Raw genomic sequence first — 21,123 nt, 5'->3', positions numbered from 1 at the left:
CCGTCGCCCGAATCTTCAGCGCGTCAAGCAGGCTCGACGTTCGGCAACGATCTGAAAGAGCATACGCCCGGGGCTTGACCTCGGTCGCCAATGTCGGTTACTGCCATCGGGCTCAGGTCCCTCATTTCGACAAGGCCTTCAGGCCCTCCTCTTCGCGCGCATGCATTTCACGGTCCAGCGTGAAGCTGATGAATGTTCGCGAGTCAAGCTCGCCGAGCAGTACGGGATCGACGGAACGGGGGATCGCTTTCTGCTCCCTCGTGCCGAGCGCGCACTGAACGCCGTGCGCAACGCCCAGATTCGAGCAGACTACATGGCTACCAGATCACTGCGGCAACTGGCCATCCAGCACGGCATGACGGAGCGCCACGCCTCTCGGATCGTGGCTAAAGCGCAGGTCGGCGACCAGCGTCAATCAACTCTGGACCTTTAGTCCAACGGTCTTCGCCAGGCGAGGGTCATGACGTCGCAGGTGGTGCTGGCGATTGTGCCGATGGCGCTACAGGCAAGACGGCGAGTGCATCATGAGGCGCGTCGTTGGCGGGGGCCGAAGAAGCCGCCTCGGCTGCTCTAGCGGGCCGGCGAACTTCCACCGGCAATGTGCGGTACCCGCCGATGACCTGCATGAGTCCCATCCGCAACGCCTGTTGCTCTTGGTCCACGTTGGTATAGGCCATCGGCGTGTACCCACCGCTTTGCAGCTGTGAGCGTTCGAAGTTGTACCGATTCGCCTTCGCGAGCGCCGCAAGCAGATTCACGAACCGCTCCTCGCTTGTTGCACCCCAGTTCGCACCGCCTTCGGGGGTAGTTGGAACAGGCCTACTCAGATGCGCATGGTAGTTCCGCCACGCGTCAATGACTTCTTGCGCATTCCGCTCGCGATGAGCGACACCGAAAATTCGGCGTCCATAAAAAGCAAGGTCGATCGCGTTCAATGCTCTCACGTGTTCGTGCGAGAGACGTGCACCGCGCGTGGTCATCAGAGTCTCGAAAATCCATGCCCTCTTGTTGGCCTCCGCGCGAACTAGTTCCACCCACTTCTGCGCTTGGACGGCCAGAACCGGCCCCGCCAAAGCGGCGCCGATGATGAGCCACTCGTTCAAGCCCATATGCTCCAGTGTCATGCCCTCGCTCCCTCGTGCAGCAATTTGTTGCACATTGTGCGCGAACGGGAGCGTCCGGATGTCGCCACAGGGCTCCCCCACAACGTGATTTCTTCCACAGCTTTGGGGAGGCTTCAGAAGTGGAATGCATGTGTCAGTACGAATCGAGGCGATTGCGTCAGCTGCTGTGGCAGGATTCGGCGCGAACTCATGGGCAGCACGGGGCGATTCGCCGTCCTGCCCAACATCGGCAAACCAAAACGCAAGAACTATATGCACGCATTCGAGTTGCAGCGAAACATCGACCGCTTCTCTTCGGAGATCGAGAGCTTTCAACCCTTCTTTGCCACAGTTTCAGCTCTGGCAAAAGCAGCCGAGGGAATCAATGCGTCTTTGGAAGGGCTGGCAGTAGGTGGTACCAAGCTGAACGAAAGTGCGGGCCATATACATAACTTGTTGGCGGGCGTTAATCAATCAATACCCAAAGGCAATCATCGCCAATTTTTTAGAGCGCTGGAACATTTTCAACGGGCCGTTGCTGAGCTTCAATCTTCGCCATCGGAATTAATCACGAAGTTGAATGCACAAGTTGAAAACTTCTCCAGCCTCTACGATACCTTTCTTTCCAACCAGGGCGGCAAGTATTCGCTACCCCTGGTCCTCGCTGCACAGCAGCTTCAGGCCAAGATCGAGCTAATTTTTGATTTGCTCCAACTTTTTGAAGAGTCGGTTGCCTCGCATGACGTTCCAAGTGGCCTTGAAACGTCGCTTGCCTTGTGGCTGCCTGCGTACACAAATCTGACGGACTTCGCTCAGCGACTGTTGGCTCTTCAATCGCTGTATTCGGAGTTGTGCATGCTCCTCTCGATATCTGAAGTCGAGCATCCGCTCCGGATCTCGAAGATCGAATCGGGAAGTCTATGGGCGAAGGTCTTCGGCGAATCAAAGGTTATTGGCATGATGGCTTCCTTCGTCGAACAGACCGCATCATGGCTCTATCGGAACTACACCAATGAAGGGAAGCTGGCAGCGATTCCCAGGAAAGTAGAAACGATTGACGCGCTGCTTGGCCTCACAACGCGACTAAATGCTGCCGGCTTCGACACCGAAAGCATGCAAGAGCATATCGAGAAATCTGCAGTTGCGATCTCTAAGGACCTGGCGATCCTACTGGAGGGCCAGCCGAGCGTCACAGTCAACGAAAAAACGATCTCCGTTGGTACCGAACTCGGGAAGCTGCTTTTGCAGAAGTCCGAGTCTCTTCGGCTGGACGGTCCAGCTTCTTCTAATCAGGATGGATCGGCTGCGATGCTTCCACCTCCACAGTGAACCTCCGCGCCGCCGCCTTGGGAGTAGCGCTTCTTCACCTCGCTCGAAATTCGCTTCACATCTCTCATATCAGCGAAACCGACATTCTGATTCGATTTACCTCCTTCCAAAGGACTTGAAGAAGAAGGTCCTGGACCTTTTTCAGCAAAGGGCGATCTTTAGCATCAAGCCTTGCCGCCTTGCCGTGCACCAAGCGGCCGCGAAGCTTCAGAACATCACCGTAAACGGTCCGAAGCTCTTCGCGCTCTTTGCGACCGCGGCCCATCAGAAAAGCATATCGGTCTGCGAGGCGCTTTGACAGGCTATCTAGTTGCTCATCTGAGCTGCCAATTACTGCTTCCAGACCAATGCAAGCCGCGATATACGCGAACGTATCGTTGTCGGCCCAGATCGAGTCTTGGTACCACTCGATAGCCGCCGCGATCTGATCAAAGTCCTCGTCAGAGCGCGCCGAGAAATAGCTCCGGACGTCGGCAAGTATGTAGTCTTGGACAAGCAACTGTTCGCCCGCTCCCACGGGGGGCCTTCCCACGTCGCCAATGGCAAGCAATCCGCGCACTTTTTTTCGGGCTCCAGCCAGTCGTACATGACCATTCGCGAGTCATTGAGCTTCAGAGAGCTGAATGATCGTCGGACACCCTCAGGAATAGTGATGCTTGAAAACGCCGAGTTGGCACTATCTGAAAAAGTGCTTCTGCTGGTCTTCGAGCTGTACCCTGTGTGGCAGATGCGGTACGCGAAAACAAGGAACGCGAACTGCTTAGCGATCGACAGCGCCGCCGATGCAGCAGGTGATTGCGCGTCGTGTTCGCCGAAGCCGTCGACAGTGATCTCCAGATAGGTAGGCTCGAGCTCCGTTGACTGCTGCGCTAAGGCCATCGAGAGCAGTTTGTTCGTATTCGCAGGCGTTGGCGTGACCGATGAAATTAGCTTGACGTCAGGCGCAATGGGGGCCAGTCCGGCCTGGACAACGAACAGCGGCAGCTCAATACGCAAAGTGCAGCGGCGAGGAATCGATTCGAAGAACGACTTCAAACGCCCGACTAGGGCGTCGAACAGATCCTGATTTTCCGGAGCTGCCAATGGGCCGGATCTGCCCTTGTGCTCGATCTCAAAGAACATGCACTGCCGGAAAATGATCGTCTGTGCATTCTCAACCGTAAGGTGCTCATGGAACACCTTCGCCATCGCTTGGACAAGCTCTTCGTATTGCTGCGTTGGCTCAACGAGAAATTGGTCCTCAGCTAGGACTATGCTTCGAACGAACGCCTGCAGCAAGTTGAGGTACTTCCCGGCGATGCGCTTGCCGCCCTCGCTGGGTGGCCACTCGGAGGAAGAGAATTGAAGCGTAGTCGTCACGTGTGCGAGTCGGTTGTGGTTTGGGAGGTGCGAGCGTCTGAGCAAATCCAGCCCAGTTGACGAGCAATGCGGGTTGAAAGATGCCAGGAATTTCGTTCTCGGCACGCTGCTACGTGTGGTGCCGAAATTTAGCGCGTGTCAGACACGTTCACTAGCTACATGAAGCGATCCGCTGCCCGGTTGTCAAAATCAAACTCTTCTAAAAACTGGGCAAGATTGTCGGCGTTGACCACGAAGACTGTGCTTTCTCGACTCCGCGCAACGTCTAGCTCATGAAAATCGAACGGGGTGAGCGGCTCCGTGGCGTCCAACAGTTGCTTCCTGAAGCGAACATACGGTACCTCCGTGAATTTTCCTCCGTTCAGTTCGCCATCGGACAACATGATCTCGGCAGGATCGAATGAACCCACGACCAATTTAGCAGTGGTAACGATCACGTTGAAGTAGGCGCGAAAGCTCGCATTGGCATTGACCCGGCGGTAGTCTTTCTCTTGGTGTGCGAGCGCCTCAGTGGAAGCAACCACCTCGCTAGCAACGCGTTCCAGCAGAGGTCTAGCGCCGTTTGTGGACTGCCCTCTGACAACACACATTGACGCTTCCGGCGAGGGCGGGTCAATCGGTAGCTCCTGCCAACTGAAAAACTTGAAGCTCGGGGCCACCCAGCGTGTGATCCACGATTTGGACTCGCGACTGCTCTTTGCAACGCCAGTCGATGTCAAAAATATCCAGTCGACATCGCGAACCCGCTTGCATTCCAAAACCATAACCGCGGTATCCGCATAGTTCTGAATCACCAAGTCGACGAAGCCGTACTGCGTGCCGTCGTCGTTTCGCCAAGCATGCTCTACGTAGCGAACTTTCCATCCGCCCGGGGCTTGCTCGCGGATCAGATGCTCCACTGCGATCTGCAGCGGGAAGCCAGACTCGTTGACCGTTCGCAAGTGGTGATCGCTCATGTGCCTCGACTGTGTTGGTATGGGAGGGAACCGTTCCCCCATTCTGCTGGACAACCAAAAGTCCGCACCTAGGCGAACATTGCCGCTGATGAGCCTAGGCGATACGGGGGGCAGCATCCTCGCGATCGACCGCCCGTCCATCGCCAGGTCGGACGATTCGATAGTTGCACGTCAGCGAAACGCGCGTCCGACTTAGTGAAAGTCGGACGTTGGCCGATCGCCCCCACACTCACCTAACCCTTTGACAATATTGGATTTTTTCAACTCGGACCTGGAACAACGTCCGACTTAAAAACGTCCGAGTTTCCGAGCCGTGTCCGACTTGGAGGAAAAGCACGCCTCCTCGATCCCAATATCGCTCTCGCCCCAATCGAAACGGGCGTCTGTGCACAATTCCGACCAGGCGCGCGGCAGATCCGATCCAGCCCATTCCGCGCCCAATCCTGCCGTTCTGTGGGCCTTGAATGGCCATTCACTGCCAAACTCGGTGCCCCGCCCCAAGTGGATCGGATGGCCCGTAAGTCACTGTCACAATTCCGAATAGCCCGCTGCCAATACGATCAGTCCCCCACATGCGGTCCTCGGGCGGAATCCCCCGGAGCTGCGCGAAATCCGTCGAGCCTCCGCCTCCACCCCGGGGAGTACATCGCTACACTCGCAAAAGCCATGTTCCGCCGCCCTCTACGCCGCTGCATGACCACCTTCGCCGTGGTCCTCTCGATGCTGTTCGCGCAGCTGGCGTTGGCGAGCTATGTCTGTCCGGGTGCCGCCGATGCGGTGGCCATGGCACAAATGATGGCCGCCGGCGAGCCCTGCGAAGGCATGGATTCGGCGCAGCCGGTTCTCTGCCACCAGCACGCGGCCGACATGTCGCTGTCGTACGAGCAAGTCAAGGTCGCAACCCCTTCGCTCCCGGCCATCATCCAGGTGCTGGTCGTGCCGCTGGTGCTCGATGCGCAGCGCGCGGTCGCGCACCCCGCGGCGGCGGCGCCCGAGTTGCGGCCACCGCCCGATCCCCTCTTCCTTTCCACCCTCAGACTCCGCGTCTGACATCTCCGTCGACTGACCGGCGCTGGTGCGGCTCGTCCGCTCGCCAGCGGATGCCCTCTTGTCTTCGGAGAATTCATGGCGACTTGTCTTTTGCGCGCGGCCGCCCTGGCTGCCGCACTGCTGCCCAGTCTGGCAGTTCTGGCAGTGGCGGAGCCCCTGACCCTGGAGGCGGCCCTCGACCTGGCCGTCGAACGTTCGGCGTCCGCGCGCGCCGCCCGCGCCGGCGTCTCGAGCGCGTCCGAACTCGCCCGCGCCGCCGGCCAGCTTCCGGACCCGATGCTGCGCGCCGGGATCGACAACCTGCCGGTGACCGGCCCCGACCGCTTCAGCACCACGCGCGAGCCGATGACGATGAAGCGCATCGGCATCAGCCAGGAATGGCTCTCGGGCGACAAGCGTGCCGCGCGCCAGGCCGCAGCCGAGGCGGCGGCCGCGCGCGAAACCATCCAGTCCCGGGCCGCCGTGGCCGACGCCCGGCTGAACACCGCGCTCGCCTACCTCGACGCCTACTATGCCGGCCAGGCGCTGAAGCTGACGACGCTCATGGCGCACCACGCCCACGAGGAATTCGAGGCGGCGCGAGCCCGCCTGGCATCGTCCACGGCCAGCAGCCAGGACGTGCTGGCGCTCGCCGCCGCGCGAGGCATGGCGGAGGACGAATCGGCCGAAGCGCGCCAACGGCAAGGCGTGGCCCAGGTCGGCTTGCATCGTTGGATCGGTGACCGGGGCGACGAGCTGGCGCCCGTGGCCACGATGCCATCGCCTGCGGAACAGGCCTACGTCGCAGGCCATCCCGTCGTTCTGGCCCGGCAGTTCGACATCGACGTGGCCCGGCGAGCCGCTGCCGCCGCCTCCCTGGAGCGCAAGCCGAACTGGACCTGGGAGGCCTCCTACGGCCAACGCACCGGCTTCCCGGACCTGGTGTCCGTCGGGGTGAGCATCCCCCTTCAGGTCGCTCCATCGGAGCGCCAGGACCGCGACACCGCCGCGAAGCTCGCCCTGGCCGACAAGGCCGAAGCGGAGCTTGCGGAAGCCATCCGCACGGCCACCGCCGAATACCGAACGCTGGCCGGCGACGCCCAACGCCTGAGCGAACGCATCGACCGGTATCGCACCGCCGTCGTGGCCCCGGCCGGGCAGCGGACCGCCGCCGCCACCGCCGCCTACCGGTCGAATCAGGGCGCACTCCTGACGCTCTTCGAAGCGAGGCATGCGGAAGTGGAAGCGCAGCGCAAGCTGCTCGCGCTCCAGCGCGACCTCGCCAGGGCGCAGGCACAGCTCACATTCAAACCTCTCGCGACAGGAGGCGACCAATGAACCGCGCTCGACTCGCCGCGCTTCTGGTCGTGGCCGGCGCGCTGCTCGCCGGCGGCGGCTTCTTGCTGGGACGCTCCACCGGCACGGACGCAACGAAGACCGAAGCCACCGGCGCTGCCTCGTCGGCCGAGGGTCGCAGGGTGCTCTATTGGCACGACCCGATGGTTCCGGGCCCGCGCTTCGACAAGCCGGGCAAGTCGCCGTTCATGGACATGCCGCTGGTGCCGGTCTACGCCGACAGCGATCCGAGCGCCTCCGGCGTCAAGGTCAGCCCCGCGGTGCAACAGAACCTGGGCATTCGCCATGCCACCGTGCGACGTGCCGAGGCCTCGGCCTCGTTCGACGCCCTCGGCACGGTGCAGTTCGACGAACGGCGCAACGTCGCCGTACAGACGCGGGTCGCGGGATTCGTCGAGCGCCTGCACGTGCGTGCGCCGATGGAACGCGTGCACAAGGGCCAGGCCCTGGCCACCGTCTTCGCGCCGGACTGGCTCGGGCCGCAGAACGAGCTTCTTGCGCTCCGGCGCGCCGGGGTGGCGCCCGACCTCGTCGCGGCGGCACGCGAACGAATGCGTGCGCTGTCGATTCCGGACGAGCTCGTCCGCCGGAGCGAAGAGACAGGGACCGCCCAGGCGCGTTTCACCCTGAGCGCACCGGCCAGCGGGGTCGTGGCAGAGCTGGGGGTCCGCGAAGGCGCCGCCGTCACGCCCGGCATGACGCTCTTTCGCATCACGGGGCTTGAAAGGGTATGGGCCGTGGCCGAGGTCCCCGAAGCCCAGGCGGTGCGGCTGATCCGCGGCCAGAAGGTCAAGGCGGTGCTCCAAGCCGATGCCTCGCAGTCCTTCGAGGGCGAACTCGCGGAAATACTGCCGGAGCTCAGCCCGGGCACGCGCACGTTGAAGGCGCGCTTCGAAGTCGACAACAGGGCCGGCAAGCTCACGCCCGGCATGCTGCTGCGCCTGCAGGTGGCCGGGCCCACCCGCACCCGGCTGGTCGTGCCGGCCGAAGCGGTCATCCGAACGGGCAGGCGCGCGGTCGTCATCGTCCGCAATGACGCGGGCGGGTTCGAAGCGCGCGACGTGTCGCTCGGCATGGAGCTGGGGGACGACCTCGAGGTCGTCCAGGGGTTGAAGGAAGGCGACCAGGTGGTCGCGAGCGGCCAGTTCCTCATCGACTCCGAGGCCCGGCTGCGTTCAGCGCTGGGAAGCATGGCGGCGTCGGCCGCACCTCCCCCGCATCCCCCGCCTGCGACGCCATCGCCGGCAGCGAAGGCATCCGGCATCCACGTGGCCGAAGGCAAGGTCGAGAGTGTCGAGACCGACGGCCTCACGATTTCCCATGGCCCGGTCGCGTCGCTCCAGTGGCCGGCCATGACGATGGGCTTCTCGAAGCCGGACCCCGGCGCGTTTGCCGACGTGAAGCCAGGAGACACCGTCCGGTTCGAGTTCGCCGAAGGCGGCCCCATGGGCTACACGCTGCGCTCGGTGCAGCGTGTCCAGGCGGGCATGACGCGATGATTGCCGCCCTCATCCGCTGGTCGGTCGGCCACCGGCCCCTGGTGCTCATCGCCGCGCTGTTCCTGGTCGTGGCGGGCGTCTGGTCGGCGGCGCGCATCCCGGTGGACGCGCTGCCGGACCTGTCGGATGTCCAGGTGATCATTCGAACGCCCTTCCCGGGCAAGGCGCCCCAGGTGGTCGAGGACCTGGTGACCTATCCGCTGACGACCACGATGCTCAGCGTGCCGGGTGCCAGGACGGTTCGCGGCTACTCGTTCTTCGGGGACTCTTTCGTCTATGTGCTCTTCGACGACAAGACGGACCCCTACTGGGCCCGCTCGCGCGTCGTGGAGTCTCTCAACCAGGTGCAGAGCAGGCTGCCCGCGGGCGCGAACGCATCCCTGGGGCCTGACGCCACGGGCGTCGGATGGGTCTACGAGTACGCGCTGGTGGACCGGTCCGGCTCGCACGACCTCGGGCAACTGCGGGCGCTGAACGACTGGCTTCTGAAGTTCGAATTGAAGACCATCCCCGACGTGGCCGAGGTTGCGAGCATCGGCGGCATGGTGCGCCAGTACCAGGTGGTGCTGGACCCGGACCGCATGCGCGCGCTGGGCATCACCCAGGCGACGGTCGTGGCCGCGCTGCAGAAAGCCAACCAGGCCGCGGGCGGTTCGGTCATCGAGTTGGCGGAAGCCGAGTACATGGTGCGATCGCTGGGCTACCTGAAATCGCTGGACGACTTCCGCACGATCGCGCTCGCCGTCTCGGGCAGCACGCCGGTGCTGTTGCGCGACGTCGCCACCGTCCAGGTGGGCCCGGAGATGCGCCGCGGCATCGCGGAGCTGGATGGCGAGGGGGAAGTCGCGGGCGGCGTGGTGATCATGCGCTCGGGCAAGAACGCCCGCACCACCATCGAGGCCGTCAAGGCGAAGCTCGAGACGCTCAAGCCGAGTCTTCCCGCTGGCGTGGAGGTCGTCCCGACCTACGACCGGTCCCTGCTGATCGACCGCGCTGTCGACAACCTGCGCTTCAAGCTGCTGGAAGAGTTCGTGGTCGTGGCGGCCGTGTGCGCCATCTTCCTGTTTCACCTGCGCTCGGCCCTCGTCGCGGTGGTCGCGCTTCCGCTCGGCGTGCTCGCCGCGTTCATCGTCATGGCCTGGCAAGGCGTCAACGCCAACATCATGTCGCTCGGCGGCATCGCCATCAGCATCGGCGCCATGGTGGATGGCGCCATCGTCATGGTCGAGAACGTCCACAAGCACCTGGAGGCGTTCGAGACCCGGCATGGCAGGCGTCCGACGTCCGCGCAACGGTGGGAACTGGTCGGCTCGGCGTCCACCGAGGTGGGGCCGGCCCTGTTCTTTTCGCTGCTCATCATCGCGCTGTCGTTCGTGCCGGTGTTCGCGCTGGAAGCGCAGGAAGGCCGGCTCTTCGCGCCCCTGGCATTCACGAAGACCTATGCCATGGCCGCGGCCGCGGGCCTGTCGGTGACGCTGGTGCCGGTGCTGATGGGATACCTCATCCGCGGTCGCGTCCCGCGCGAGGCGGCCAACCCCGTGAACCGCTTCCTCATGGCGGCCTATCGACCCGCGCTGGAAGCCGTGCTGCGCTTTCCCAAGGCCACGCTGGCGGTCGCCGCCGTGCTCCTGGCCGTCACGGCCGTTCCGGTGCTGCGCCTGGGCGGCGAGTTCATGCCGCCGCTGGACGAGGGAGACCTGCTCTACATGCCATCGGCCTTCCCCGGGCTGTCGGTCTCCAAGGCATCCGAACTCCTCCAGCAGACGGACCGCCTCATCAAGACCGTGCCGGAAGTCGAGCGCGTGTTCGGAAAGGCGGGGCGTGCCGACACCGCGACCGACCCGGCGCCGCTCGAGATGTTCGAGACGACCATCCAGTTCAAGCCACGCGACCAATGGCGCACCGGCATGACGCCCGACAAGCTGGTCGAAGAGCTGGACCGCGTGGTGAAGGTGCCGGGGCTGACCAACGTCTGGGTCCCGCCGGTGCGCAACCGCATCGACATGCTGGCGACCGGCATCAAGAGTCCCGTGGGCATCAAGGTGGCCGGCGCCGACCTGCCCGTCATCGACCGGCTCACGACGCAGATCGAAGCCGCGGTCCGGCGCGTCCCGGGCGTGTCGTCGGCCCTGGCCGAGCGGCTGACCGGGGGGCGCTACATCGATGTCGACGTCGACCGCGTCGCTGCGGCCCGCTTCGGACTTTCGGTCGCCGACGTTCAAGCCATCGTGTCGACAGCGGTCGGCGGCGACAACGTCGGCGAGGTGATCCAGGGCCGCGAGCGCTACCCCATCAACGTCCGCTATCCGCGGGAGATCCGGGACTCGCTGCAGCGGCTGCGGGAGCTGCCCTTCGTGACCGACAGGGGGGCTCAGCTGCTCTTGCAGGACGTGGCGAAGATCACCATCGAGGAAGGCCCGCCGATGCTGCGCAGCGAGAACGCGCGCCTGTCCGGCTGGGTCTACGTGGACGTCCGGGGCCGGGACCTCCGATCGGTCGTCAACGACATGCAGGCCGAGGTCGCGCAATCCGTCGCGATGCCCGCCGGCTACGCCGTGTCCTGGTCCGGTCAGTTCGAGTATCTCGAGCGGGCCACCCAGCGGCTGAAGCTCGTCGTGCCCGGCACCCTGGCGGTCATCTTCGTGCTGCTGTATGTGCTGTTCAAGTCCTTCGGCGATGCGGCGCTGGTCATGGCGGCGGTGCCGTTCTCGCTCATCGGCGGCTTCTGGCTGGTCTGGGCGCTCGGTCACTCCATCTCCGTGGCCACGGTGGTCGGATTCATCGCGCTGGCCGGCGTCGCCGCCGAATTCGGCGTCGTGATGCTCATCTACCTGAAGAACGCGCTGGCGCGTCGCATCGAGGCCGGGGCGCCGATGAACGACGAGACCCTGCTCGCCGCCATCCGCGAGGGCGCGGTGCTGCGCGTCCGCCCGAAGGCCATGACGGTGGCCGTGGTCATGGCGGGTCTGCTGCCGATCATGTGGGGCAGCGGAACCGGATCGGAAGTCATGACTCGAATTGCAGCGCCCATGGTGGGCGGCATGGTGACCGCCCCCCTGCTGAGCATGCTCGTGATTCCGGCGGCCTGGTTCCTGATGCACCGGCGCCGGGTCCAGGCTGACGCCGGGGGACAGCCCTTGCCGCCGTCCGGGGCTCCATGAAAGCCCATGCGCATCAACAATATCCACCGAATGTCAAAGAAAGGTACCCGTCCCATGCATCGACGCTCTCTCCTCGGCGCGCTCGCCGCGCTGCCGCTGCTGCCAACGCTCCCCGCCCATGCGGCATCCAAGGTCCATGTCTACAAGAACCCGAGCTGCGGATGCTGCACGGCATGGGTCGACCACCTGAAGGCCGCAGGCTTCGCCGTCGACGTCACGGAGATCGACGACACCGCGGCGGTGCGCAAGCGCCTGGGCATGCCAGACCGCCTGGCCGGGTGCCACACGGGCATCGTGGAAGGCTACGCGCTCGAAGGGCATGTCCCGGCCGCCGACGTCAAGCGCCTGCTGGCGTTGAAGCCGCAGGCCGTCGGGCTGGCCGTGCCGGGCATGCCGGTCGGCTCGCCAGGCATGGAATACGGCGACCGCAAGGACCCGTACAAGGTCATCCTCGTCGATCGCAAGGGCCGCGAGACGGTGTTCGCAAGCTATCCCGCCTGAGAGGCATGAGGCGAATCATGATGAAGCGTCTCGGCATCCTCGTCGCCCTGCCGCTCGCCGCGCTGGCCATGGCCCAGGCGCAGACTCCCGGCGGCTCGGCATCGGCGCCGGGCAAGTCGCCGAGGGCCGGCGCGGTGTCCGCGATGCCGCTCACCGAAGGCACGGTGGAGCGGGTCGACAAGGCGCGCGGCGAGGTCGTCATCCAGCACGGCGACCTGCCCAACCTCGGCATGCCTGCGATGACGATGGGCTTCAACGTGGCCGACAAACGCATGCTGGACCGGTTGAAGCCCGGCGACAAGGTGCGGTTCAACGCCGAGATCGTGAAGGGCGAGGCGACGGTGACGCACATCGAGGCCGCGCGCTGAGGACCCCGCGGCGGCCCGGGACTGCGCTTTCGGGCCATTGCCTTGCGCCTGCATTCTCACGATGATGGATTGCGCCGGCGACCCCAGGGGGGCGATGGCCGACGATGCAGCGCCGACGCAGAGGATTTCATCTGTCCCATTCCAGGTGGCCACCCATGCCTACGCCGTCAGAGGGATGCAAGCCGGTCGAGATGATCGGCCGTGGCCGCCGAAGCGCCCCTGGCGGGTGGTGCGCCATGGGGCGATGGTCAGGCATCTTCTCGTTGGTGGGCATGACACTGTGGCTGTGCGCCGCGCCTTCGTTCGCGGCCGAGGCCGCGGCGGAAAAAGCCCGTCCGCTGCGGGTGGCGACGGGCGCGGTGGCGCCTTTCGTATTCACGCAGGACGATCGGGTGACGGGTTTCAGCGCCGACCTGTGGAGCGAGCTGGCGCGCCGGATGCGTATCGAGTTCGCCTGGATCGACGCAGGGTCGCGCGCCAACCAGCTGGACAGCGTGCGTCGCGGTGACGCGGACGTCGCCGTCTCGGCCATCGTGATGACGCCGGAACGCGAGCAGATCGCCGACTTCTCGCAGGCGTATTTCGATTCAGGCCTGCAGATCATGGTCCGCGCCGAGGAGGAAAGCCCGATCCTGGCGACCTTGGAAGCCATCCCCTGGAAGGCCATCGGGAAGCTGTTCGCCGCGGCGATCGTCCTGGTGTTCCTGTGGGCGAACGTGCTCTGGATCATCGAGCGCACCCTCAAGCCCAATCTCGGCAAGGGCTACCTGGCGGGAGTGGGCAACGAGATATGGAACACGGTGCTGATCATCGCCACCGGCGAGCACGGCGATCGAAGCGATCCGGGCACGTTCAGGCGCATCGTGATCGCGTGCGTGTGGCTGATGGGGATCGTGCTGATCACGCAATTGACTGCGACCGTGACCTCGTCGCAGACCGTGCGTCGGCTGCGCTCGAGCATCGCCGGACCGGGCGATCTGCCCGGGAAGACGATCGCGACCGTGCCGGGCACCGTGGCGGCCGACTACCTGGCGCATCTGCAGTTGCCGTTCGTGGAGGTTCCCGGCCCAGCCGCCGGCATCGAGCTCCTCAAGCAGGGCAGCGTGCAGGCCATGGTCTTCGACGCGCCCACGTTGCGGTACTGGGCTGCCAGGTCGGACCATGGCGCGCTGGAGGTCGTCGGCCCCGTGTTCAGGCCCGAGAAGTACGGCATCGTGGTGCCGCTCGGCAGCCCGCTGCGCAAACGGATCAACGAGGCGCTGCTCGAAATCTACCAGGACGGGACCTACGAGCACATCCACGACAAGTGGTTCGCCGCACGGCAGTAGCGCTGGACGCCGGCGGGCGAAGGCTCCGGCTAGCCGCTCACGCCTCGAGTCCACCTGCGCAGCAACCTCGCCACCCCGCCCGGCATCACGAACACGAACAGGATCAGCACGACGCCGTAGACGGCCCACGGCGCAGCCTTCGAGATGTTCTCCGCGGCGGTCGGCACGAACATGATGAACAGGGCGCCGTACAGCGCGCCGGAAATCGTTCCCACGCCGCCGACCACCACGCCCACCAGCAGCGAGATCGACAGGAACATCGTGAACGAATCGGGCGCGACGAACTGCACCGCGATCGCCGACAAGGCGCCGCCGATGCCGGTGTACATCGCCGAGATGCCGAAGGCGCCGGCCTTGTAGCGGCGGTTGTCGATGCCCATGCTCTGCGCCGCCAGGGGACGGTCGCGGATCGCGACGATCGCCCGGCCGGCGCCGCTGTGCAGCAGGTTGCGCGCCAGCGCGAACAGCGACACCGTCACGGCGAGGGCGAACAGGTAGAGCCACTGGTCCTGCGTCAGCGGCAGGCCGAAGGGCGCGTCCGGCTTGGCCAGCACGAGGCCTTGCACACCGCCGGTCCACGGCTCCAGGTGCTTGTACTTGAGCAGTTGCGGCATCGCCACGCCGAGCGCGAAGGTGGCCAGCGCCAGGTACAGGCCCTCGAGCTTCAGCGCCGGCAGGCCGAACAGGACGCCGGCCACCAGGCAGACCGCCCCCGCGGCGGGGATCGTCATCCAGTACGGCAGGCCCCAGCGGTCCATCAGGATCGCCGCGGCGTAGGCCCCGAGGGCATAGAAGGCACCATGCCCGAGCGAGACCTGCCCGTTGTAGCCGGTCACGATGTTGAGCCCCAGCAGCGCCACCGCGTACGACAGCACCATGGTGGCCTGGAACACGGCGTAGCCTTCGGCCAGGAAGGGAAAGGCGATGGCCAGCGCCAGCAAGAGTGCAGCGGCTGCGCGTTGGAGAAGGCTCATGCTAGACCTTCACCACGATGGTCCGGCCGAACAGCCCGCTCGGCCGCACGATCAGCACGCCGACGATCAGCACCAGCGCGACCGTGAGCTTGAGCTCGGTGCCGACCACATAGCTGCCGATCAGGTTCTCCAGCACGCCGACGATGAAGCCGCCGAGCACCGCACCGGCCGGGCTGTCGATGCCGCCGACCAGTGCGCCGGCGAAGGCGTAGATCAGCACGCCGCCCATCATCCCCGGGTCGAGGAAGACTACCGGCGCCACCAGCATGCCGGCCACGGCGCCGACTGCGCCGGCCAGGCCCCAGCCGAGCATCAGCATCCGCCCGACGTCGATGCCCACCAGCCGCGACGACGCCGGGTTCTGCGCCGCCGCCCGCATCGCGAGGCCCAGCGAGGTGAAGCGGAAGAACCCGAAGAGCAGCGCCATCACCGCCAGCGTGATCGCGATGGCCCCGACCTCGTGCGCGGACATCAGCGCCGAGCCATACCAGGCCCGCTCCGCGAAGGGGCTCGGGAACCGCTTGATCGTGAAGCCGAACCACCAGCCGGCCAGGCTGTGGAAGATCATCAGGAGGCCGATGAAGACGACCACCACCGACAGCACCGGTGCATCGCGCATCGGGCGGATCACGGCGCGCTCGACCAGTGCCCCCAGCACGAAGGACAGGCCCACGGTCAGCGCGAACATCGCCCAGTAGGGCAAGCCGGCCTGCAGCAGCGCCCAGCCGAGGTAGGTGGAGAACATCGCCATCTCGCCCTGCGCGAAGTTCACGTGGTGGGTCGACTGGTAGATCATCACCAGCGCCAGCGCGACGCTGGCGTAGATGCCGCCGGTGGCCAGGCCGGCCAGCAGCTGATGCAGGAATGCTTCCATGTTCGCTCCCGTTGTTCCAGATCAGACGCCGCCGGGCCGCCCCAAGGCGGCTGCGGCCCCCTCGGGGGGCAGCGCAGCACACGCAGTGGCAAGCGTGGGGGCCATACTCAGGCGCCGAGGTAGACGCGGCGCACCGCGTCGTCGGCGCGGACCTCTTGCGGCGTGCCGTGCAGCACGATGCGGCCGGTCTCCATCAGGTAGACCGAGTCGGCGATGTCCAGCGCCAGCGCCGCGTTCTGCTCGACCAGCAGGATCGAGACACCCTGCTCCGCGTTGATGCGCCGCATGATCCCGAAGATGTCGCGCACGATCAGCGGCGCGAGGCCGAAGGAGGGCTCGTCCAGCAGCAGCAGGCGCGGCCGCGATATCAGCGCCCGGCCGATGGCCAGCATCTGCTGCTCGCCGCCGGACAGGGTGCCGGCCTGCTGGCCGCTGCGCTCCCTGAGCCGGGGGAAGTAGCCGTAGACCCGCTCGAAGTCTTCCGCGATGCCCGCCCGGTCGCGCCGCAGGTAGGCGCCCAGGCGCAGGTTCTCCTCGGTGCTCAGCGCCAGGAAGGTGCCGCGGCCGTCCGGCACGTGGGCGACGCCGAGCCGCACGATCCGCTCCGTCGGCCGGCCATCGGCGCGCTCGCCGCCGATGCGGATCGTGCCCGTGGTGCGCACCGCCATCTGGCACAGCGCGCGCAGGGTCGTGGTCTTGCCGGCGCCGTTGGCGCCCAGCAGCGCGGTGACCGAGCCGGCCCGCATCGCCAGGTCGATGCCATGCAGCACCCGGCTCGCGCCGTAGGCCGCATGCAGGCCTTCGACCTCAAGCAGCGCCGGCATGTTCGCCTCCCAGGTAGGCCTGGATCACCTCGGGGTGCCGGCGCACCGCGGCCGGGGTGCCCTCGGCGATCTTGCGGCCGAAGTTCAGCACCACCACCTGGTCGGAGATCGCCATCACCAGGCCCATGTGGTGCTCGACCAGCAGCACCGTGACGCGCAGCCGGTCGCGGATCTCGCGGATCAGCGTGGCCAGGCCTTCGAGCTCCTCGTGATTGATCCCGCAGGCCGGCTCGTCGAGCAGCAGCAGGCGCGGCCGGCCGCAGAGCGCGCGGCCGAGCTCGACGCGCTTCTGGGTACCGAAGGGCAGGTCGGCCACGACGCGCTCGGCGACTTCGTCGAGCGCCAGGAAGCGCAGCATGTCGTCCGCCCTCCCCTGCGCCTCGCGCTCCCTGCGCCGCTCGCCGGGCAGCCGCAGCATGGTGCCCACGAAGCCGGCGGGGTGCCGGCCGTGGCAGCCGACCAGCAGGTTCTCGCGCACGCTCATGCTGCGAAACAGCGCCAGGTTCTGGAAGGTGCGGCCGATGCCCTCGCCGGCCATCCGGTGGCGCGGCAGCTCCGAGATGCGCCGGCCGTCGAACTCGATGCACCCCGCGCCGCAGTCGTAGATGCGCGAAAGGCAATTGAAGACGGTGCTCTTGCCGGCGCCGTTGGGGCCGATCAGGCCGCAGATCTGGCCCGCCTCGACGCTGAAGGACACCTCGTCGAGTGCCAGGATGCCGCCGAAGCGCACCGACACCCCTTCCACGCGCAGCAGCGGCGCGCGGGTCTCAGTGGTGTTCACTGCCCGAGCACGTCGCCGAATTTCTCGAAGCGGGTGCCGTCGAAGCGCACCAGCTGCATCTGGGTGATCGGATAGAAATTGCCGGGGCCGGTCTTCAGGCGGATGCCCGGGTAGAGCATCGGCAGCGGCAGGTCGAGGCTCGCGGCCTGCTTCATGAGGTTGGCGCGGCTGAGATCGTCGCCGGCCTGGGTCAGCACCTGGACCAGCGTCTGCGCCATCGAGTAGCCGGTGGCGTTGAGGATGTCGCCCGGGTCGCCCTCGGGGTAGTACTGCTTCATGAAGGCGGCGAATTCGCGCACCTCCGGCGTGTCGCGGGCATCGCTCGGGTCGCGCAGGAAGGTGGCGGACACGATGCCCTTCGCATGCTCGGGGCCGGCCGGCTTGAGCACCGCGGCCACCGAGTTCGACACGTTGGACAGGTAGTGCGCGGGCTGCCAGCCGATCGCGGCCATCTTGCGAATGGCCTGCGCGGCGAACTTGGGTTGTGAGAAGTTCAGCAGCGTGTCGGCGCCCGAGCTCTTGAGGCTGATGATCTGGCTGTCCACCGTGGGGTCGCTGGCCTCGTAGCTGGCCTGGGCCACCACCATCGACGTCGCCTTGTCGCCCAGCCCCTCGAGGAAGCCGCGCAGGCTGTCCTTGCCGAACTCGTCGTTCTGGTAGAGCACGGCCACCTTGGCCCCGGGCTGGCTGGCCAGGATCTGCTTGCCGTAGATGCGGCCTTCGGTCACGTAGGTGGCGTTCCAGCCCATGCTCCACGGATACTGGCGATGGTCGCCCCAGCGCTGGGCACCCGAGCTCACGAAGAGCTGCGGCACCTTCTTGAGGTTCAGGTACTTCTGGGTCGCGGCATTGTTGGGCGTTCCGAGCGGGCCGAAGATCAGCAGCACCTTCTCCTGCTCGACCAGCTTGCGCGTCTGCTCCACGGCCACCGGTGGGCTGTAGGCATCGTCGAGCGAGATGAACTCGATCTTGCGGCCGTGGATGCCGCCTTCGGCGTTGATCTTGCGGAAGTACGCGGCTGCTGTCTTGCCCACGGTGCCGTAGACCGACGCCGGCCCGGAATACGGCATGGTGTTGCCGATCCGGATCGTGGTGTCGCTTGCGCCGACGTCATAGCGCTTCTGGGCCTGCGCCCCCATGGCGCCGGCCGCGAGTGCGGCCGCGGCCAGCCAGCAGCCGACCCTTTGAATATTGCGAATCTCCATGTTCTCTCTCCCTGTAGGTGTGACAGACCTGTTCGCGGCGGACGGCTTCTGCCGTCTCTTGTCCGCGCTGACCGGCCGGCGCGTCAGGCCGGCGGATCGGATACGGCGCGAAGGCGATCGCGCAGGGCGCGGCGGTCGAGCTTGCCCACCGCCGTCTTCGGAATCTGCTCGGCGAAGATCACGCGCCGCGGCTTCTTGTACGACGCCAGCCGGACCGCCACCTGCGCGATCAGTTCCGCCGCCAGCGCATCGCTGCCGGCATGGCCGGGCGCGAGCGCCACCACGGCGGTGACTGCCTCGACCCACTTCTCGTCGGGCAGGCCGACCACCGCGCATTCGCGCACTGCGGGGTGGCCGAGCAGCGCCTCCTCGACCTCGCGCGGATAGACGTTGTAGCCGCCGCTCACGATCATGTCGGAGGTGCGGTCCTTGAGGAACAGGAAGCCGTGCGCGTCGAACACGCCGACATCGCGCGTGAGCACCCAGCCGTCGGCAGTGAAGGTCTGCGCCGTGAGTTCCGGCGCCGCGTGGTAGCCGGCCACCGCCGACGGCGCGCGCACCGCGATCTCGCCGGGCTGGCCCGGCGGCGCGTCCTGGCCGGACTCGTCGAGCAGGCGCACTTCGACCTCGAGCGCGGGCTGGCCGCAGGCGCCCAGCCGATCGCCGTGATGGTCTTCGGGCCGCAGCACCGCGAGACACAGAGGCACCTCGGTCTGGCCGTAGTACTGCCAGAAGCGGTGCTGGCCCCAGACGGCCATCGCGCGCTCGATCACGCTGCGCGGCATCGGCGATGCGCCGTAGATCACGTAGCGCAAGGCATCGACCTTGCAGGCGGCCATCGCCGGCGTCTCGACCAGCATCTGCAGCATGGTCGGCACCAGGTTGATCGCGGTAGCCTTCTCACGTTCGATCGCGGCCAGAAAAGCCTCGGGCTCGAAACCCGGCAGGATCACGGTGCGGCCGCCGCGCAGCCAGAAGGGCAGCACGAAGACGCCGCTGGCGTGGATCAGCGAGGCGGCATGCAGCATCACGTCGTCGGGCGTGGCGGGCAGCAGGTTGAGCAGCACGTTGCGGCAGATCGCGGAATAGGAGCCCTGGGTGTGCTGGGCGGCCTTGAGCGTGCCGGTGGTGCCGGAGGTGAAGAGGGTCAGGATGACGTCGTCCCCGTTCACCTGCACCGCGGGGTCGCGGGCCGGCTGCTGCGCGGCCGCGGCGATCAGGTCGGCGCCGCCGGGCAGGCTGGCATCGAGGCCGTGACAGTCGAGGCCGGGCAGGGCCTCGCGCAGCGCGGCGGCGCGCTCGGCCAGGTCGGCGCCGAACACCAGCAGTCGGCAGCCGGTGTCCTGCAGCATGCGCACATGCTCCGGCAACGACAGGCGGGCATTGAGCGGCACGCGGTTGAGCGCCGCCTTCACGCAGGCGAAGTCCAGCGGCACGCTGTAGAGGCTGTTGTTGACCAAGAGCGCGACGCGCGTGCCCGGCACGGCGCCGCAGGCGCGCAGCGCATGGGCCAGGCGTGCGCTGAGCGCATCGACCTCGGCGAAGCTCAGGCTGCGGTCGCCGAAGCTGACGGCGATGCGGGGGCCGTGCTGGGCGGCGCCGCGGCGGATCAGGTCCAGGGTGGTGGGGGCCATGCGCTCTGTCCTACTTGTCGAAACGGCCATGGCGGCCGGCGCCGTCGACGAAGCGCGCCGCACCGGCGATGGCTTCCTCGAACACCACGGGCACCCCCTGGGCGCCTTCGGCGCGCAGCGCCTGCGCCAGCGGCAGGTCCCACTGCCCATAGGCCGAGGCGCGATCGGCCAGCATGCAGCGCTGCGGGAAGGCGGCGATCTCGCGCGCCAGGGCCTCGGCGGCCTCGCGGGCGCTGCCGGGCTCGACCACACGGCTGGCCAGGCCCATCGCCAGGGCCTCTTCGGCACCGACCGGGCGACCGGTCAGGATCATGTCGAGTGCCCGGCCCATGCCGATCGCGCGCGGCAGCCGCACGGTGCCGCCGTCGATCAGCGGCACGCCCCAGCGGCGGCAAAAGACGCCGAAGACCGCATCGCGCTCCACCACCCGCAGGTCGGCCAGCAGCGCGAGTTCGAGGCCACCAGCCACGGCATAGCCGCTGACCGCGGCGATCAGCGGCTTGGACAGCGCCATGCGGGACGGCCCCATCGGGCCGCTGCCGCCGCCTTGGCGGTCGAGTTCATGGCGGCGGGCCGGGTCGCCCACGGACGTGAGGTCGGCCCCGGCGCAGAAGTGGCCGCCGGCGCCCCACAGCACCGCCACCCGCAGCGCGTCGTCGGCTTCGAAGGCTTCGAAGGCCTGGCGCAGTTCGGCCGCCATCGGGCCGTCGACCGCATTCCGAACGGCAGGACGGTCCAGGACGATCGTGCACACTGGACCGTCGACTTCGGTCCGGATGAATGAACTCGCCATTTGGCTGCTCCCTTGATATTTCAAGGAAAATGATATCGACAGCAAAACA

At 66.4% G+C, this 21,123-nt stretch carries 20 protein-coding genes; 10 read left to right on the top strand and 10 right to left on the bottom strand.

Annotation, left to right across the window (positions count from 1 at the left end; translation table 11 throughout):
• Window positions 1-160: 160 nt before the first annotated feature.
• Window positions 161-433, top strand: a complete 273-nt coding sequence (locus AB4Z46_RS04180; protein ID WP_442282218.1) for a Mor transcription activator family protein — start codon at window positions 161-163, stop codon at window positions 431-433.
• 25 nt (window positions 434-458) lie between these two features.
• On the opposite strand, the gene AB4Z46_RS04175 is transcribed toward AB4Z46_RS04180, so the two are convergent.
• Window positions 459-1,124, bottom strand: a complete 666-nt coding sequence (locus AB4Z46_RS04175) for a DUF6680 family protein (protein WP_442282217.1) — start codon at window positions 1,122-1,124, stop codon at window positions 459-461.
• A gap of 189 nt (window positions 1,125-1,313) precedes the next feature.
• Between AB4Z46_RS04175 and AB4Z46_RS04170 the strand changes: the two genes are divergently transcribed.
• Window positions 1,314-2,432: a hypothetical protein gene (locus AB4Z46_RS04170; protein ID WP_442282216.1), complete on the top strand. Its 1,119-nt coding sequence runs from the start codon at window positions 1,314-1,316 to the stop codon at window positions 2,430-2,432.
• Between the two features lie 115 nt (window positions 2,433-2,547).
• Window positions 2,548-2,730, top strand: coding sequence for a hypothetical protein (locus AB4Z46_RS04165; protein ID WP_442282215.1), 183 nt, complete (start codon window positions 2,548-2,550; stop codon window positions 2,728-2,730).
• Window positions 2,731-2,762: 32 nt separating this feature from the next.
• Here the strand turns inward: AB4Z46_RS04165 and AB4Z46_RS04160 are convergent, their stop codons facing one another.
• Both AB4Z46_RS04160 and AB4Z46_RS04155 read right to left on the bottom strand, forming a co-directional pair.
• Window positions 2,763-3,791: a hypothetical protein gene (locus AB4Z46_RS04160; RefSeq protein WP_442282214.1), complete on the bottom strand. Its 1,029-nt coding sequence runs from the start codon at window positions 3,789-3,791 to the stop codon at window positions 2,763-2,765.
• A gap of 155 nt (window positions 3,792-3,946) precedes the next feature.
• Window positions 3,947-4,747: a hypothetical protein gene (locus AB4Z46_RS04155; RefSeq protein ID WP_442282213.1), complete on the bottom strand. Its 801-nt coding sequence runs from the start codon at window positions 4,745-4,747 to the stop codon at window positions 3,947-3,949.
• Window positions 4,748-5,440: 693 nt separating this feature from the next.
• On the opposite strand from AB4Z46_RS04155, the gene AB4Z46_RS04150 reads away from it, so the two are divergent.
• The 7 genes from AB4Z46_RS04150 to AB4Z46_RS04120 all read left to right on the top strand — a co-directional run bounded on the left by AB4Z46_RS04150 (window position 5,441) and on the right by AB4Z46_RS04120 (window position 13,989).
• Complete coding sequence (locus tag AB4Z46_RS04150) at window positions 5,441-5,797, top strand: hypothetical protein (protein ID WP_442282212.1); 357 nt, start codon at window positions 5,441-5,443, stop codon at window positions 5,795-5,797.
• 75 nt (window positions 5,798-5,872) lie between these two features.
• Entirely contained in the window at window positions 5,873-7,114 is a 1,242-nt protein-coding gene (locus AB4Z46_RS04145; protein ID WP_442282211.1) for a TolC family protein, read from the top strand.
• Window positions 7,111-8,631, top strand: a complete 1,521-nt coding sequence (locus AB4Z46_RS04140; RefSeq protein WP_442282210.1) for an efflux RND transporter periplasmic adaptor subunit — start codon at window positions 7,111-7,113, stop codon at window positions 8,629-8,631. The genes AB4Z46_RS04145 and AB4Z46_RS04140 overlap by 4 nt, the downstream gene beginning before the upstream one ends.
• Entirely contained in the window at window positions 8,628-11,792 is a 3,165-nt protein-coding gene (locus AB4Z46_RS04135) for an efflux RND transporter permease subunit (RefSeq protein ID WP_442282209.1), read from the top strand. Before AB4Z46_RS04140 ends, AB4Z46_RS04135 begins: the two co-directional genes overlap by 4 nt.
• Window positions 11,793-11,846: 54 nt before the next feature.
• The gene (locus AB4Z46_RS04130) at window positions 11,847-12,293 is read left to right on the top strand and encodes a DUF411 domain-containing protein (RefSeq protein WP_442282208.1); all 447 of its coding nucleotides are present in this window, start codon (window positions 11,847-11,849) and stop codon (window positions 12,291-12,293) included.
• Window positions 12,294-12,310: 17 nt separating this feature from the next.
• Window positions 12,311-12,661, top strand: a complete 351-nt coding sequence (locus tag AB4Z46_RS04125) for a copper-binding protein (RefSeq protein ID WP_442282207.1) — start codon at window positions 12,311-12,313, stop codon at window positions 12,659-12,661.
• Between the two features lie 236 nt (window positions 12,662-12,897).
• On the top strand, window positions 12,898-13,989 hold the full coding sequence (locus tag AB4Z46_RS04120; RefSeq protein ID WP_442282206.1) for a transporter substrate-binding domain-containing protein: 1,092 nt from the start codon (window positions 12,898-12,900) through the stop codon (window positions 13,987-13,989).
• Between the two features lie 29 nt (window positions 13,990-14,018).
• Here AB4Z46_RS04120 and AB4Z46_RS04115 read toward each other — a convergent pair whose 3' ends face one another.
• The 7 genes from AB4Z46_RS04115 to AB4Z46_RS04085 all read right to left on the bottom strand — a co-directional run bounded on the left by AB4Z46_RS04115 (window position 14,019) and on the right by AB4Z46_RS04085 (window position 21,074).
• Window positions 14,019-14,963 carry a branched-chain amino acid ABC transporter permease gene (locus tag AB4Z46_RS04115; protein WP_442282205.1) on the bottom strand — a complete coding sequence of 315 codons (945 nt, stop codon included), beginning with the start codon at window positions 14,961-14,963 and terminating at the stop codon, window positions 14,019-14,021.
• A 1-nt stretch (window position 14,964) separates the two neighbouring features.
• Entirely contained in the window at window positions 14,965-15,837 is an 873-nt protein-coding gene (locus AB4Z46_RS04110; protein WP_442282204.1) for a branched-chain amino acid ABC transporter permease, read from the bottom strand.
• Between the two features lie 107 nt (window positions 15,838-15,944).
• Window positions 15,945-16,661, bottom strand: a complete 717-nt coding sequence (locus AB4Z46_RS04105) for an ABC transporter ATP-binding protein (RefSeq protein WP_442282203.1) — start codon at window positions 16,659-16,661, stop codon at window positions 15,945-15,947.
• Window positions 16,645-17,442, bottom strand: a complete 798-nt coding sequence (locus AB4Z46_RS04100) for an ABC transporter ATP-binding protein (protein WP_442282202.1) — start codon at window positions 17,440-17,442, stop codon at window positions 16,645-16,647. The genes AB4Z46_RS04105 and AB4Z46_RS04100 overlap by 17 nt, the downstream gene beginning before the upstream one ends.
• Complete coding sequence (locus tag AB4Z46_RS04095; protein WP_442282201.1) at window positions 17,439-18,647, bottom strand: ABC transporter substrate-binding protein; 1,209 nt, start codon at window positions 18,645-18,647, stop codon at window positions 17,439-17,441. Before AB4Z46_RS04095 ends, AB4Z46_RS04100 begins: the two co-directional genes overlap by 4 nt.
• An 83-nt stretch (window positions 18,648-18,730) precedes the next feature.
• Complete coding sequence (locus AB4Z46_RS04090) at window positions 18,731-20,281, bottom strand: AMP-binding protein (protein ID WP_442282200.1); 1,551 nt, start codon at window positions 20,279-20,281, stop codon at window positions 18,731-18,733.
• Between the two features lie 10 nt (window positions 20,282-20,291).
• Complete coding sequence (locus tag AB4Z46_RS04085; protein WP_442282199.1) at window positions 20,292-21,074, bottom strand: crotonase/enoyl-CoA hydratase family protein; 783 nt, start codon at window positions 21,072-21,074, stop codon at window positions 20,292-20,294.
• Between the last annotated feature and the right edge of the window lie 49 nt (window positions 21,075-21,123).

The sequence above is a fragment of the Variovorax sp. M-6 genome, assembly GCF_052114385.1.
In the GTDB taxonomy this organism is placed as follows: Bacteria; Pseudomonadota; Gammaproteobacteria; order Burkholderiales; family Burkholderiaceae_C; genus Variovorax.
Note: the sequence above shows the minus strand (reverse complement) of the source record. Positions and strands in the feature narration are given on the sequence as shown.